This is a genomic window from Acinetobacter sp. 22512 (assembly GCF_052044755.1).
In the GTDB taxonomy this organism is placed as follows: Bacteria; Pseudomonadota; Gammaproteobacteria; order Pseudomonadales; family Moraxellaceae; genus Acinetobacter; species Acinetobacter pittii.
On record NZ_JBQENP010000001.1, the window covers coordinates 14,387 to 28,896 of the forward strand.

Annotated in this window: 15 protein-coding genes; 2 read left to right on the forward strand and 13 right to left on the reverse strand. The window is 36.4% G+C overall.

Features of this window, described 5'->3' with window-relative positions:
* Positions 1-311 precede the first annotated feature (311 nt).
* Complete coding sequence (locus ACTJJG_RS00090; protein ID WP_017403362.1) at positions 312-1,229, forward strand: LysR family transcriptional regulator; 918 nt, start codon at positions 312-314, stop codon at positions 1,227-1,229.
* Positions 1,230-1,348: 119 nt separating this feature from the next.
* Here the strand turns inward: ACTJJG_RS00090 and ACTJJG_RS00095 are convergent, their stop codons facing one another.
* From ACTJJG_RS00095 to ACTJJG_RS00105, 3 genes are all read right to left on the reverse strand, one after another.
* Positions 1,349-1,960 carry a glutathione S-transferase family protein gene (locus tag ACTJJG_RS00095; protein WP_017403363.1) on the reverse strand — a complete coding sequence of 204 codons (612 nt, stop codon included), beginning with the start codon at positions 1,958-1,960 and terminating at the stop codon, positions 1,349-1,351.
* Between the two features lie 70 nt (positions 1,961-2,030).
* A complete protein-coding gene (locus ACTJJG_RS00100) occupies positions 2,031-2,450 on the reverse strand; it encodes a DoxX family protein (protein ID WP_017403364.1) in 420 nt (139 codons plus the stop codon).
* Between the two features lie 12 nt (positions 2,451-2,462).
* On the reverse strand, positions 2,463-3,035 hold the full coding sequence (locus tag ACTJJG_RS00105; protein WP_017403365.1) for an FMN-dependent NADH-azoreductase: 573 nt from the start codon (positions 3,033-3,035) through the stop codon (positions 2,463-2,465).
* Positions 3,036-3,193: 158 nt separating this feature from the next.
* Here ACTJJG_RS00105 and ACTJJG_RS00110 point away from each other — a divergent pair, with 158 nt between their 5' ends.
* Positions 3,194-4,111, forward strand: coding sequence for a LysR substrate-binding domain-containing protein (locus tag ACTJJG_RS00110; RefSeq protein WP_000654049.1), 918 nt, complete (start codon positions 3,194-3,196; stop codon positions 4,109-4,111).
* Between the two features lie 54 nt (positions 4,112-4,165).
* Here the strand turns inward: ACTJJG_RS00110 and ACTJJG_RS00115 are convergent, their stop codons facing one another.
* From ACTJJG_RS00115 to ACTJJG_RS00160, 10 genes are all read right to left on the reverse strand, one after another.
* On the reverse strand, positions 4,166-5,227 hold the full coding sequence (locus tag ACTJJG_RS00115) for an MBL fold metallo-hydrolase (RefSeq protein ID WP_017403366.1): 1,062 nt from the start codon (positions 5,225-5,227) through the stop codon (positions 4,166-4,168).
* 192 nt (positions 5,228-5,419) lie between these two features.
* On the reverse strand, positions 5,420-5,596 hold the full coding sequence (locus ACTJJG_RS00120) for a hypothetical protein (RefSeq protein ID WP_017403367.1): 177 nt from the start codon (positions 5,594-5,596) through the stop codon (positions 5,420-5,422).
* A gap of 103 nt (positions 5,597-5,699) precedes the next feature.
* A complete protein-coding gene (locus ACTJJG_RS00125) occupies positions 5,700-6,251 on the reverse strand; it encodes a TetR/AcrR family transcriptional regulator (protein ID WP_372552848.1) in 552 nt (183 codons plus the stop codon).
* 235 nt (positions 6,252-6,486) lie between these two features.
* On the reverse strand, positions 6,487-6,648 hold the full coding sequence (locus ACTJJG_RS00130) for a hypothetical protein (protein ID WP_262439498.1): 162 nt from the start codon (positions 6,646-6,648) through the stop codon (positions 6,487-6,489).
* Positions 6,649-7,068: 420 nt separating this feature from the next.
* A complete protein-coding gene (locus ACTJJG_RS00135) occupies positions 7,069-7,917 on the reverse strand; it encodes a bile acid:sodium symporter family protein (RefSeq protein ID WP_372552675.1) in 849 nt (282 codons plus the stop codon).
* A 74-nt stretch (positions 7,918-7,991) separates the two neighbouring features.
* Positions 7,992-9,632, reverse strand: coding sequence for an AMP-binding protein (locus ACTJJG_RS00140; RefSeq protein WP_372552676.1), 1,641 nt, complete (start codon positions 9,630-9,632; stop codon positions 7,992-7,994).
* 137 nt (positions 9,633-9,769) lie between these two features.
* Positions 9,770-11,143 carry a long-chain fatty acid transporter gene (locus ACTJJG_RS00145; protein ID WP_372552677.1) on the reverse strand — a complete coding sequence of 458 codons (1,374 nt, stop codon included), beginning with the start codon at positions 11,141-11,143 and terminating at the stop codon, positions 9,770-9,772.
* Positions 11,144-11,299: 156 nt separating this feature from the next.
* Complete coding sequence (locus tag ACTJJG_RS00150; RefSeq protein ID WP_069119932.1) at positions 11,300-13,123, reverse strand: acyl-CoA dehydrogenase; 1,824 nt, start codon at positions 13,121-13,123, stop codon at positions 11,300-11,302.
* Positions 13,124-13,126: 3 nt separating this feature from the next.
* Positions 13,127-13,594: a MaoC family dehydratase gene (locus ACTJJG_RS00155; protein WP_372552678.1), complete on the reverse strand. Its 468-nt coding sequence runs from the start codon at positions 13,592-13,594 to the stop codon at positions 13,127-13,129.
* 2 nt (positions 13,595-13,596) lie between these two features.
* Positions 13,597-14,508 (reverse strand): SDR family NAD(P)-dependent oxidoreductase, encoded by a 912-nt coding sequence (locus tag ACTJJG_RS00160; RefSeq protein ID WP_069119925.1) that lies wholly within the window; start codon positions 14,506-14,508, stop codon positions 13,597-13,599.
* Positions 14,509-14,510 lie beyond the last annotated feature (2 nt).

Sequence of the window (14,510 nt, forward strand, 5' to 3'; positions counted from 1 at the left end):
TTTAAAAAGCTAAACTATCGCTAAAAATGAAATTATATGTTGCATTTTTTGCAACATAAAAAAATAAATAAAAAATAACAATAGTTTATATTAATATTTTTATAAAAATGTATTTAAAAAATATCTTTCACTCTCTCAAAATACATGGTAAAAATCATATATAAAAAACAAATAGATACACAAAAATTTCTTAAAAAATACTCTACTAAAATATACATTTATTTTTCTAGGTATTACTTATTTTCAGTAAAATTACAAAAAAATAAGCATATTATAGAAAAATAAAAATCTTAATTTTTGATGCAGCCCCTATGAAAGACCTGAACGATTTATACATTTTTTCCCTAATTGTAGAGCATGGTGGATTAAGCAAAGTTGAAGAAAAAACTGGTATAAGCAAATCCAAATTAAGCCGTAGATTATCTACATTAGAAAAAAATCTAAATATTAAATTACTACAAAGGGACTCTCGACAAGTCAAAATGACTGCTATTGGCGAACAAATTTATCAATATGTTCAATCTATGCTTAAAGAGGCTCAAAATGTTTATGATTTAATTGATCAATGTCAAGAGGAGCCAATAGGTACTATTAATGTGAGTGTTCCAATTGGAGTTGCAGAAAGACAATTACCTTTGATTGTTCCAGAATTTATGGAGAAATACCCTAAAGTTGCAATAAACTTTATAGTGACTAATAAAAAAATTGATATATTAAAAGAATCAATAGATATTTGTATTAGGGTCGGCTCTAGCAAAGAAGTTGATAACAATTTAGTAATGAGACATTTAGGCTATCTTGAATCCGTTTTAGTCGCTAGCCCTGAATATATTCAACGGTATGGAATACCTAAACATCCAAATGAATTAAATAATCACAAATTATTAAGCAACAACCTGGATAATGAAAATCAGATTTGGTTTTTTGAAAATTTAGAACAAAAGTTAAATACAAGTATAAAGCCATTTATTAAAGCTTCAAGCCTAACATTACTCATGTCATTAGCACAAGATAACCAAGGTATTGCTTTACTCCCTCTTATCAGATGCCGAGATTTAATAAATGAAAAGAAACTTATAGTTATTTTACCTGAATGGAAGCTTCCTAAAGGAAATTTTCATATAATATTTCCACCTAGAAGTGGAGCACTTCCAGCATCTAAAGTTTTTCTCGATTTTTTAATTGAAAAAATGCCAAATTTAATCAATAAAATGCAAGCTATAACATAATTTATTTTTAAATTATTTATTTAAATTTCATTCTACAAAATACGTTATTTCTATAATCTATTTTATGACTATAAAATATAAAAGAGGAACATACGGATGTTCCTCTTTTTACATAAAATTTATTGCGACAAACTTGATTCAAACTTTAGAACTTCTTGTATAGAACTTCTTTTTTCCAAGTTATATTTCAAATTGAGAATTTTAGGCCATTTCTCTAAGTCTATAGAAAAATAGTCACACCAATGTAGCATTACAAAGAAATAGAAATCTGCGATTGAGATTTCATTGCCATTTAAATACTGATTTGACTGAAGTTTATTTTCAATAAAATCAAAACTTCTTGATAACTTGTGTTTGGATACTTCAATCCAAGACTCAATCTTTTCTTTGTAGAAAAAAGCAGAGAAATTTTTATGTATATCCATACTAATAAATGACAATAGACTCATCATTTCATAACGTTCAAAAGAACTAGATTTGGGTATTAGATTTTTCTCTGGAACCAAGTCAGCTAAATAAGTCAGTATTGTTGTAACTTCAGTTATGACTTTACCATTTTCAAGTCCAAGTGCTGGAACTGCCCCTTTAGGATTAATCTTTAAATAATCCAATCCGGATCCAGTGACTTTTGTTGATAAGTCTACAAACTCTGTATCAAATACTTGCCCTGTTTCTTTTAAAGCAATATGAATCGCCATTGAACAGGCATGAGGATAAAAAAATAATCTCATTGATAATAACCATTATTTAAATAGAAAAATAAAGGTAAAAATACAAATATGTACCTTTACCTTTCTGAAATTATTTAAGTTTCTTATCTACACTCAGGCCACCTGCGCCAAAGATAACAAGAGCCAGTAGACCTCCAGCCATTGAAATGTTTTTCATAAACATAATTTGGCTGTTCATATCAGAACCACTGTGAAATAGCACTGCTGCCACTAACGAGAAACCAAACAATAGAAATGCTGCAAGTCGCGTTTGAAGGCCAATCAATACAAGGAAACCACCTCCAAACTCAACCAGAATTGCTAATGGCAATAATGCAGATGACACTCCCATAGACTCCATATATCCAGCATTACTCGAATATTGAAATATCTTTCCTAATCCGGATAAGACAAAAATTACAGATATCATTACCCGCATTAGAAGTGATGCAAATCCAAATACTTTTGGATGTTGGATAATTTTTTCGATTGCGTTATTAATTCTAGTCATAATTATTCTCTCTCAGTTTGGAGCAGGAATAGCAAACATTTGTGGAATACTATTAATTGCTTTACTAATTGATTGAGAACGAGTTGGAAAAGCCATTCCTTCAGCACGTACTACAAATACGTCTTGTATACCTAAGAAATTAAAAATATCTTTTAAATAAGATTCTTGATGATCCATAGGAAATTGATCACCATAAGCACTACCGCGAGCACTCACAATAATAACTTTCTTACCTGAAACTAAGCCTTGTGGCCCATTCTCTGTATATCTGAAAGTCCGACCTGCAATTAAAATTCGGTCAATCCATGCTTTCAAAGTGGTGGGAATACTCAAGTTGTACATCGGTGCCCCTAGTACAAAAATATCTGTTTCTTCAAATTGTTGAAGAATACGTTCATCAACTTGTGCTTCTTCACTCAAACTATCAAAGTGTTTTGAAAAATGTGGAAGTGGTTCTACATGCAAATCGCGATAGGTTACCTCTAAAGGACCATGTTTTTTTAACTCTTGAACTACTGCTTGCCCAATCTCCCGAGTAGCCGAGAATTCACCGAGAGCACTTGAGTCTAAATGTAAAAGTTTCATTTCATACCTATAAGGGTTTTAAGTCGTGAAATGAGTTTATTCGTTTTATATTTGCCACTTAAGCCCTATAATCGGGAACATATGTTGCAAAAAATGCAACCAACAAAGATAAAGTTCGAAGTAAGATAAATTATTGGTTCATTAAGGTTAAAACACCGATGAAAGATTTAAATGATTTATATATTTTTGCTTTAATTGTCGAACATGGTGGTCTAAGTAAAGTAGAACAAAAAACAGGTATATCTAAATCAAAATTAAGCCGAAGACTCTCAAATTTAGAGAAAAATTTAAACGTTAAATTATTACAACGAGACTCAAGACAAATTAAGCTTACTGCAATCGGCGAGCAGATTTATCAATATGTACAATCAATGCTTTTAGAAGCGCAAACTGTTTATGACTTAATAGATCAGTTACGCGGCGAGCCGATTGGATCAATTACTGTAAGCATTCCTATAGATGTTGCAGAAAGAATTATGCCTCTCATTCTTCCTGAATTTATGGATAGATACCCAAAAGTAGAAATCAAATTTATTGTTACCAACAAGAGGGTTGATATTCTTAAAGAATCTGTCGATATTGGGATCCGTATTCGACAGAACTTAGATAGCGATCACAATTTAGTGATGAGACATCTTGGTTATACACAATCAGTATTAGTCGCCAGTCCACAATATCTCAACCAATATGGTACACCTACGCATCCTAGCGATTTAAGTAAGCATAAATTGTTAAGTAATATCGAAAATGAAAATCAAACTTGGTTCTTTAGCAATCAAACTATTAATGAAAATGTAAGTTTGCCTATAAAACCATTTATCAAAGCTGCAAGTTTAACTTTGCTTAATTGTTTAGCTACCGATGGAAAAGGTATTGCTTTGCTGCCTTTATTAAAATGCAAAAGCCTGATATTAGAAAAGAAACTTATCGTCGTTTTACCTGAATGGGAACTTCCAACTGGAAATTTTCATTTAATCTTTCCATCTCGGAGCGGTGCTTTACCAGCATCAAAGGTTTTTCTTGATTTCTTAATCGAAAAAATTCCTCCTCTACTCAAAGAAATGCAGGATATTTAATTAAAATAAATATATAAAATGTCTATACCCGATTTTAGGTATAGACATTTTTTACTATTGATAGGCATACATTAATAAAGCTGTGATTTCACCATTCTTTGGAACTGAAGTTTCAAACCCATAATATTGTCCATATTTTGGTCGTAAATATTCAGTTGCCTGATTACCTATTGCATCAAGATATGCTGGTAGCTGGGCCATATGTGAATTTGTTTTCTGAGGATCAGGAGCTCCTACTCCCCACTGCACTACCCCATATGATTGGCCCACTGCTTGTTTCATATCTTTTAGGAATTCTAAATAGAAATCTACATCAGCTTTAGATCCAACATTTCCATGGCCACCACTCAGAAATACCCAATTTAAACTTTTTAATTCTTTTAAATTTTCTTCAAAATAAAGAGGAACTTCAGCACCAGCGAAACCCCAATAAGGTAATTGATCGGCATTTATTAGATCGGGAATATGTGCAACTTTCTCACTTGGAATTAACCAAACACCTGTATCGGCAGTATGTGCTGCATATTTGAAACCATGTACTTGAACATTCACCCCTTCAAAATTAAAACTACCATTTTTAAAAGGAATTGTTTCAGTAGGTTTTGGTAATTTACTTTTAATTCGGTTTAAAAGCTCTGCTGTAGCATCAGATGAAATAATACGTACTTTGACACCTGCCTTTTTAGAAGCTTCAACAATTACTGGAGCTGAGCTGATATGATCAGCGTGCGCATGCGAATAGACAATTGTTGTAACAGGTAATTTTGTTACTTCTGAGATCGCTTTTAAAATCTTTTCTCCAGCATTTTCAACTGGGTCAAATAACAGTACTCCTTTTTCACCTACATAAAACATCGTTCCATAAAATTGAGATTGAAAAAAATAAGTATGTTCTGTCATACGTTGCAGTACATACTCTTGCTGAAGATTTCGGTTATATAGACGGTCAATTTTTTCCGATGGATTTAAAGCTTTATTACTCGATTGGGAAACATAAACCGCATTTACAGTAGAGGGAGCTTCTGGAATATCTATCGTACTTTGAGCATTGGCTCCATGACTTATGTTCAAATACATTAAGCCTAGTAGTGTGGTATTTAAAAAGATCTTTTTCATTCGAAACCTCAGATATACAATTAAATTAAATGTTCTATACTTGATAAAAACATTCTTATATTTCTGATTTCGAAAGATTAAAACAAGCTACTAAAATAAGAACTTAAGTTGCAAAAATAAGAACAGTCAGCAGTTATTTTTTAACTTAATATTCTCGTATTAATAAATTTTTTTAAATATAAATGCTCAACGCTATTTTCTAGATTCGTAACAGGCTTTTTTTAAGTTTTCCATTGCATCTGCTGGCATAGGTGCTGTCATCATTGCATGATAATTCATACATTCTGGGGTCTCTTCCTTTTGCACATTCTGATTAGTAACACAGGCAGAGATAATAAAAGGGATAGATAATATTCCTAACAATTTCATAAGCAAATTCCCAAATTATGATGAAATAATTCTAAATAATTTTATTTTAATATATGTTTGATTTTGTTAAATATACTCAAAAACCAAACAACTAAAACCATGTTCAATTCATAGTAAAAAACCTCCCCACAACCACATCCCTTTCCTCCAAACGCTTTGAGCTTAAAATCTGGAACATCAATCCATCAATCAGATTTAAAACCATATCGGCACTTGGTTTTAACGCAGGAGTTTCCAAACTAAAAACCAGATCAAAAAGTTCTTTAAGCAGCCATTTTCTATATTCAAGCGCTATACGGTAGGCCTGCGGGTAAATATGTTTAGTTTCAAAAATGGCTTTAAGTAATAGATAGTACAGGCTATTAAAATTGACATGTAAAACAATAATCTCTTTGAGTTTATCACTTGAGGTTCGGTAACGGCTTGAGTAGATAATTGCCAGCACTTCTTCTTTGAGTTTGCTTTTTTGAAAGGATACGCACATTTCAATAAGTCGCTGTTTTGAGTGAAAGTAGTTATAAAAAGTGGCTTTAGGAATTTTGGATTTTTTGACAATTAAGTCCACACCCGCATTGTGAAATCCATAGAGATTGAACAGCTCTATTGCTGTATGAATAACCTGTAATTTTTTGGAAGATCTTTCTAAAGTTGGCATCGTTTTACCGTTATAAATTCTTGTTGTTGCTAAAAGAGATAAAAAGCCTGTGCCTTTTCTGGGAGAAAAAAAGGCACAGCAAAGCCGTAAAGACTGTGCTTGGCACATCTCAAATTTTATTGTTGCTAAGTTTTAGACGTAATGATTTAAAACCTGAAAAGCCTATAGGCAATCAAGTTTCTTTAAATTGATTTAAGTTGTGTCGAGATAGATTTTGACAGTGACTGCCAATAATTTATGAATGTGCATAGCCAACTCCTTCTTCTGGGAGTTCTGCCGAAACATTATAAATTATGGTGGCAGAACGGAAGCGGGTTGACGGACTGGTTTCAACTCCAGCACACTCGAAAGTGTCCCACTCCCGTCCTACCGCTACGGGAGGGAACGAGGTGTGCACACAAGACTACTCCTCAGAAGAAATAATCCTGATGTGGTTGAAATAGCGGTCCGTCAAAACCGACTGGCAATGTAGGCCAGCCCGCAAATGGTAATCTTCAATATTTGAGCTGTCAATGTGAAATTGGCTAGAAATTATTTAATTAAATTATTGTTTTTCATTTAATTACATAATTAAGAAAAACCTTAAATATTGGCTTAACAATTTACTTTTATAACAGCACTCTAACGCTTTCTTTTTATTGTGACTGCGCTTACTCGGCCATAATATTTTAAATTTTGAGACTAAAAAAGGAGGTATTAGCCCCCTCTTTTAATTCAAACTATAAACGTTTGGTGGTAGTTAAATACCTTTAGCTGCCAGATATTACTGAAGATTCTTTGAGTACGTTTTAGTTGATATTTGTGTGATCTCTTTCTTTTATAGACGATTTAGCAATGTGCCAAAGATTGCAGCAACAATGTACATAAATAATGAATAAACTGCTGCTGGCATAGCGGCCATACTGCTTGCCATTACTGTAAAAGCAATGGTCATGGCTAAGGTACTGTTATGAATTCCAATTTCAAACGCGCAAGCTTTTGCCTGAAAGCTATTTACTCCCAATAATCTTGGAACAAAATAGCCAACCATTAAACTACATACGCAGAACAGCAAAGTTGCCAATCCAATTTGCCCAATATACGTCATCAGATTTTGATAATCTCGTGCAACTGCTAATATGATGATCGATACGAGAAAAACGATAGCAAAGATACGCACAGGTTTATTGAGCTTTTCGGCCGTATGCGGCGCAAAATGACGGACTAACATCCCGATCCCAACTGGAACTAAAATAATGAGAAAAACCTGTATGATTTTCGAGAATTGCAAACCTACATTTTGTCCATTTTCCATAAAGTGCTGTATTGCAAAATTCACAATTAACGGAAGTGTAAAGGCAGCAATGACCGAATTTATAGCCGTTAAAGTAATATTTAAAGCGATATCTCCTTTATAGAGATAACTAAATAAATTAGCTGTTGGCCCGCCCGGTGACGCAGAAAGAAGCATCAATCCAACAGCAAGCATTGGTGGTAAAGCAAGAACCTTACAAATAATAAATGCAATACCGACTAAAATAACCAGTTGGCAAAATAATGCGATAAATACAGCTTTGGGGTGTTGTCGCACGCGTTTAAAGTCATTTATGGTCAACTCTAGACCCAAACCTGCCATAATAATTGCGAGTGCAATTGGTAAAAATACGGTAATTAATCCTGAACCCATAATCTCATTCCTTTTTTCATTTATTTATGGAGCTTCTAGTCCCATACGCTTATGTTTTTAATTAAAAGTTCTTATTAAACTTTTAGTTCTTTTCTTAAAATTTTACCCACATTCGATTTGGGTAATTCATTGATAAATTGAATATAGCGCGGTTGTTTGTAGCCAGTCAGGTTTTCTTTTGCATAGATTTGGATTTCTTCAACCGATAAAGAGTCATCTTTTTTGACAATAAAGGCTTTCGGCACTTCACCCGATTTTTCATCTGCAATGCCAACCACGGCGACTTCTAAAATTTTTGGATGTTGGGCTAAAACTTCTTCAATTTCGTTTGGAAAAACATTAAAACCTGACACTAAAATCATATCTTTTTTACGGTCAATAATTTTGGTGTAGCCTTTTTCATTCATAAAGCCAATGTCACCCGTTCTAAAGAAACCATCAGCAGTCATGACTGCTTTCGTTTCTTCAGGTAAATTCCAATAACCTTTCATGACCTGCGGGCCACGAATTGCAATTTCTCCTGCTTCACCCAGTGCTAATTGATGACCTTCATCATCCAAAATTGCAATATCCGTACTCGGTACAGGAATACCGATCGTGCCACTAAAAGTATTAGAGATTGGCGGGTTAAAGGTAGCAACAGGCGACGTTTCTGATAAGCCATACCCTTCACGGATAATACGTCCTGTCAGTTTTTCCCATCCATCGGCAGTGGATTTCAAAATTGCCATACCGCCGCCTGTGGTAATTTCTAAACGGCTGTGGTCCAATTTATTAAAGCCTTCATTATGAAGCAGTGCATTAAATAAAGTATTTACAGCAGGAAAAACCGTAGGACGATATTTTTCAAAACAATGTACGAGAGCGTCTAAATCACGTGGGTTTGGAACTAAAACAGTGGTATATCCTTTATTCATTGCACTATGCAATAAACAAACAGTAAAACCAAAAATATGATAAAGCGGTAAGGCACAGATCGCTATTTCATCTTCAAAAGCATCTCGGTCACCAAAGTAGCTTTTAAAAACCACATTATTTTGTAATAAATTAGCGACAATATTTTTATGGGTTAATTCTGCACCCTTGGATACACCTGTTGTTCCACCCGTATATTGTAAAAGCGCAGTGTCCTCAAGAATAAGCTTAGGACGTATATAGTCTTGGGCATTTGTCTTCAATAAGATTTTCTTAAAAGCGTATTTTTTAGAATCTAAGGTGTCTAATTCATTAGGTTGCTCGACCAACATTTCAGTCATGGTGGTGGTAATAATCTGCTCAACCGACACTTGTTCTTTGACAGCGTCATAAACAGGTAAAAACTGTTCTAATATAAATAAGACTTTTGCACCTGCATCATTTAACTGATGCTTTAACTCACGTGCTGTATAGAGGGGGTTAATATTGACCAGAATATAACCTGCACGAATCACGGCAAGTGAAATAATCGGGTACTGAATAATATTGGGCATCATTACGGCAACACGTGTCCCTTTTTCTAGCCCTAAACTTTGCAAGAATGTTGCTACTTGTCGACTATATAAATCGATTTCAGCATAAGAAAAAGATTGATCAGCAAATATAAAAGCCTTTCTTTGCTGGAACTTATTAAAACTGTTGTCCCATAAATCGAGAAGTGAAGTTTGTTCATCCGGCAATGTAATCGTTCTTTCTATATTCCATTGCTTATATTCGTCTAACCAGATCTGATTTGTCATCTTATTGTCCTTTTATGAGAGGGAGAAATGGACCTATTCCTACTCCACTTTTTATATTTTCTTTAATCTCTTAAACTGCTTACTCTCGTACAGAAATAAACTGTTTATATAACTAAGCGATCCATTAAATAGTTAAATTAAAATTTATAACCAATTTTCAAACCGTAACCGATTGAATAGTTATTTTTATATTCACCAACATAATATTCACTGCCTGCTTGAGCACCAAGCTGTCCTTTGGCATCACCAAGCCATAGATACTTCATTCCACCTGAAATAAAGTATTTTGAAGTTGGACTATATTGCGCACCAAGACCAACACTGTAATAACCTTTAGCTGGCCCACCTGTGGACACCCGTTCACCTGCTCCCGAATCCCAACCTACAGAAACTGAACCTGACCATTTATCGCTTAGGCGTTGCCCAATTCCAAGATTGGCAGACCATTGATCATCATAATAACGAACCAGATTAAAACCATTTGGACGACTTGGCGTTGATAGAACCCCAACAACTTCTGAGATTTCACCGAAACGATAGGGTTTAAACTCAAAATCGTTCCAGTGAACCCAACGCACGTTACCGAACAATAAAGTCCCTTTGCGTAATCCGGTCTGAAATTCCAAATTTACTGACTCTGGCGCTCTAAACTTAGTTGAGCCTGATGTGCCTGCTTCGGGTAAGCCCGCAACAATATGATTGAGTGCATCCTTCCGCGATTCAGTGAGTTGTCCTATAGAAACCATATACGCCAAATGCTGATCAAGAAAATCACGGCCTTGTTGTGTACTTAACATATCAACCAGTGGCGCATTTTCATTGGCAGTCACTTCATGCATAATTTCTGAACGATAGGTCAATGAGGCTTTAATAGCTTTTTCGGGAATTTGATAACCAAATCCTGCCAACCATCCCCAATCTCCAACTTCTTTGGCATTAAAGTCATAGCCATTATATAAACTGAAAACTTGACCTCTTAAATTGACGTTACTTTTAAACGTCTGATAAACAGGACCTGCATAAAAATTCCAGTTTTTATCCGGTTGATAACCAAAAATCAGACTAAAATTTTGCATAACAAAATTCGATTTGGTGTTCCCTGTTACAACCTCTCCACCGGTCTTTTGGGCAAGTGTTGCTGAATCAATGCCTGGTACTAAAATCGTATCACTCGGCTTAGCAACAAAGCTGTTATTTCCATAATATTCAGAGTCGGAAGTAAAGGGCTGATCGTAAAGAAAACCAAATGAAAACTGAGGTGCTAACTGTAATTTCAAGGCTGCACTGGGACGATAATCAGAGTTTGCAATATCAGAAATACTATTACGTGTTGGGTTTGTCCCCGCTTCTTGTCCTTCTAACAAAGTGTCTGAAACAGATAAACTTGCCTCAAAATAATTACCAGGTTGTAGAAATGCAGAAATTGATTGTCCTGTTCGATCAAATGCTGCTGCATAGAGTGGGCTCGTACAAAATGAAGCCATGACCATGACTAATGTTTTCTTTTTCATCTTTTAATCCGTCCTAGATTTTTATTTTTACTTATTAGGGCGCTCTTTACTGAACGCCTGATGTTTTTTTTACATAGTGATTCTTATTAGGTATTTTCTATAAAATCAGGTTGTTCTCCTTTTCTGTCAAACGGCGCGGTTAAGGAATGGTTCTTACTAGAACCATTCTTCTGACATATTGAGTGGAGTTGTCTCTACTGGATCAAGTACCGCTAACCAACTCATAATTTTCGGCATTTCCCAGCCAAAGAAATAATCACACGCTGCAAGCTTCCCACGCAGAAAATCAGGGTCTGTTGAGTTTGGCATGAGTTTATGAATGACTACCGCTTGATCAAGCCATAACCACCCCACCACAAGATGTCCAAAAGCTTCTAGATAATTGGCGGCATTTGCCAGTTGAAGTTCTATATCGGTTAAGGCATGCAATTTCTCTGTTACATTTCGGATGAGTTGCCATTTTTGGTCTAATTGATCCGCATGATCTTTTAAAGAAGGCTCTGCTTTGGCTTGTTCAATCGTATTCATGATTTTTTCATGTAATAGCTTCATCGACAGTCCCTGATTAAGACGAGTTTTTCGTCCTAATAAATCGAGCGCTTGAATGCCAAATGTTCCTTCATGAATAGGGTTGAGTCGATTGTCCCGATAAAACTGTTCAACATTATATTCACGGGTATAACCGTAGCCGCCATGAACTTGAATGGCTAAATCATTTGCGACAAGCCCCCATTCAGAAGACCAGCTTTTCACCACTGGCGTTAATAGATCAAGTAATTTATGGGCTTGATTGCGTTGCTCGGCATCTTCAAGTGAGTGGATATCATCGGTTAATCGAGCTGCATATAGACACAGTGCCAACGCACCTGAGACATATGCTTTTTGCGCCAAGAGCATACGGCGAACATCCGCATGTTGAATGAGCGGAATTTGTGGAGAACTTGGATTGCGTTCACTACGAGAGCGACCTTGTACTCGAGTTTTTGCATAATCTAAAGCATGAAGATAACCTGTATATCCTAATGCTGCTGCCCCAAGTCCAACCGAAATTCGGGCTTCATTCATCATATGGAACATATAGGCCAGCCCTTTACCAGCTTCACCGACTAGCTCACCAATTGCGCCTGCTTCTCCTTCGGGTGTGAAACGACCTTCCCCAAAATTCAGCACACAATTCACAGTTCCCCGATAACCCATTTTGTGGTTAATTCCAGCTAATACCACATCATTACGTTCACTTGGCTGTCCATTTTCATCGAGTAATTTGCGCGGTACGGTAAACAGAGAAATGCCTTGCACACCTGCTGGTAATTGTCCATTTTCATCTGGAATTTTTGCCAAAACCAAATGAACAATATTGTCAGAGATATCGTGCTCGCCACCTGAAATCCACATTTTGTTTCCAAACAAACGATAACGACCATCTTTTGTTTTAATCGCACGTGTACGAATATCAGCCAGACTTGAACCTGCTTGCGGCTCCGATAAACACATCGTTCCGAAGCATTTGCCTTCCATCATGGCGTTGACATAGGGCTTAACTTTTTCAGGTTCTCCATGAGCCATTAATAAATTTGCATTACCAATGGTTAAAAAGGCGTAGCCCGCAGTTCCAGAATTGGCACCGAGTAGATATGCCATACCTGCACGCTCGATGGTATTGGGTAAGTTCATCCCATTCCAATCTGACGGAAACGCTGCACTCATCAAACCTGCATCAGCAAAGGCCTTTAGCGCCACCCCGACTTCAGGATTGACAGTTACACGCTCACCATCAAAAACAGGTTCGTTACTGTCATTTTTTTTATTATGAGGAGCAAATAAATCGGTTGCCAAAGCCTCGTAAACGTTTAAAACAGACGTATATTCAAAACGGTCCTGTCCTGCGAAAGAATTGCGTTGGCTGAGTTCTTCGACTTTTAGCCAATCGAATAGCAAAAAATCGACATCACGGCGAGAGAGAATTAATTCATTGCTCATGGTTTATTCCTCTACATTTACAAGTGTAAGCCACTCGGCCACAAGTGCCGGTTTTGCCTGATCTTCGATGTCAATCGTGACTTCCATGATCAACTGATAACTTCCCTTATTTTTTTGGGAAACATTTTTTAAGTGAAAATTTCCCCGCACCCGCTTACCGCTATGTACAGGACTAATAAAACGCAAATTATTGATGCCATAATTCACGCCAGATTTCTGCCCCTGTACAGTCGGCAACACCTGAGCGGCCATCGCTGAAAGTAAAGAGAGTGTTAAAAAACCATGGGCAATCGTGCCCCCAAAAGGTGTCTGACGAGCAGCTTCTTCATCCACATGAATAAATTGATGATCTTGTGTGACATCCGCAAAGGTATTAATCATGCTTTGATCAATGGTCATCCATTGTGAGCTACCTAATGCTTGACCTTGTAACTCAACAAGCTGGTCGATGCTTAATGTATTTTTTGTCAAAATTATTCTCCTGCCATTAATGAAGCTTTTTTCAGCTCAAGCTCACCCTGAGCGCCTCCTCTGACAGGCACAAACTCATCTGTTCGATCTGAAACATCAGCTAAACGTTGTGCTAAAACATGCTGAACTTGTTCATCCGTACCTAAATAAATTCCTTGCGTAAGGGTAATGTGGGCAGCTTCAAAACTACCTGCGCCAGCACAAAGAATCATACGGGTAGGTGCATCTTCGCTAACCAAAGTCGCGATTGCTGGACTGACCGCACTTGGAGCAAGAGCTTTAAGAGCTTCTTCGGGTAATAATCCTTCAAGCATACGAGTTGCAGCTGTTGGTGCTAGACAGTTCACCCGAACATTAGATTTTTCACCCTCTAAAGCTAGTGTCTGCATGAGTCCAACCAATGCCATTTTTGCAGCACTGTAGTTGGACTGCCCAAAGTTGCCATATAGACCAGAGGATGAAGTCGTCATAACAATACGACCATATTTTTGCTCGCGCATGATATCCCATACTGCTTTAGTGCAATTTACTGCCCCCATTAAGTGGACATCAATCACGGTACGGAAGTCATCTAGTGACATTTTGCTAAAAGTTTTATCTCGAAGAATTCCAGCGTTATTAATTAAAATATCTACACGTCCCCAACGGGCAATAGTTTCATCTACCATCTGTTGAACTTGTTCAATATCAGTGACTGAAGCACCATTTGCCATCGCCTCGCCACCAGCCGCAATAATTTCATCCACGACTTTTTGGGCCGCCATGGTTGAGCCACCTTTTCCGTTTACATCGCTACCAAGATCATTCACGACCACTTTTGCACCCAAACGAGCCAGTAACAATGCATGTTCCCGTCCTAGACCTGCGCCTGCACCTGTAACAATAGCCACTCGATTGCTTAAATTAATTGTCATGA

Coding starts and splice junctions, on each gene's coding strand:
- ACTJJG_RS00090 (WP_017403362.1), top strand. CDS start 312: ATGAAAGACCTGAACGATTTATACATTTTTTCCCTAATTGTAGAGCAT.
- ACTJJG_RS00095 (WP_017403363.1), bottom strand. CDS start 1,960: ATGAGATTATTTTTTTATCCTCATGCCTGTTCAATGGCGATTCATATT.
- ACTJJG_RS00100 (WP_017403364.1), bottom strand. CDS start 2,450: ATGACTAGAATTAATAACGCAATCGAAAAAATTATCCAACATCCAAAA.
- ACTJJG_RS00105 (WP_017403365.1), bottom strand. CDS start 3,035: ATGAAACTTTTACATTTAGACTCAAGTGCTCTCGGTGAATTCTCGGCT.
- ACTJJG_RS00110 (WP_000654049.1), top strand. CDS start 3,194: ATGAAAGATTTAAATGATTTATATATTTTTGCTTTAATTGTCGAACAT.
- ACTJJG_RS00115 (WP_017403366.1), bottom strand. CDS start 5,227: ATGAAAAAGATCTTTTTAAATACCACACTACTAGGCTTAATGTATTTG.
- ACTJJG_RS00120 (WP_017403367.1), bottom strand. CDS start 5,596: ATGAAATTGTTAGGAATATTATCTATCCCTTTTATTATCTCTGCCTGT.
- ACTJJG_RS00125 (WP_372552848.1), bottom strand. CDS start 6,251: ATGCCAACTTTAGAAAGATCTTCCAAAAAATTACAGGTTATTCATACA.
- ACTJJG_RS00135 (WP_372552675.1), bottom strand. CDS start 7,917: ATGGGTTCAGGATTAATTACCGTATTTTTACCAATTGCACTCGCAATT.
- ACTJJG_RS00140 (WP_372552676.1), bottom strand. CDS start 9,632: ATGACAAATCAGATCTGGTTAGACGAATATAAGCAATGGAATATAGAA.
- ACTJJG_RS00145 (WP_372552677.1), bottom strand. CDS start 11,143: ATGAAAAAGAAAACATTAGTCATGGTCATGGCTTCATTTTGTACGAGC.
- ACTJJG_RS00150 (WP_069119932.1), bottom strand. CDS start 13,123: ATGAGCAATGAATTAATTCTCTCTCGCCGTGATGTCGATTTTTTGCTA.
- ACTJJG_RS00160 (WP_069119925.1), bottom strand. CDS start 14,508: ATGACAATTAATTTAAGCAATCGAGTGGCTATTGTTACAGGTGCAGGC.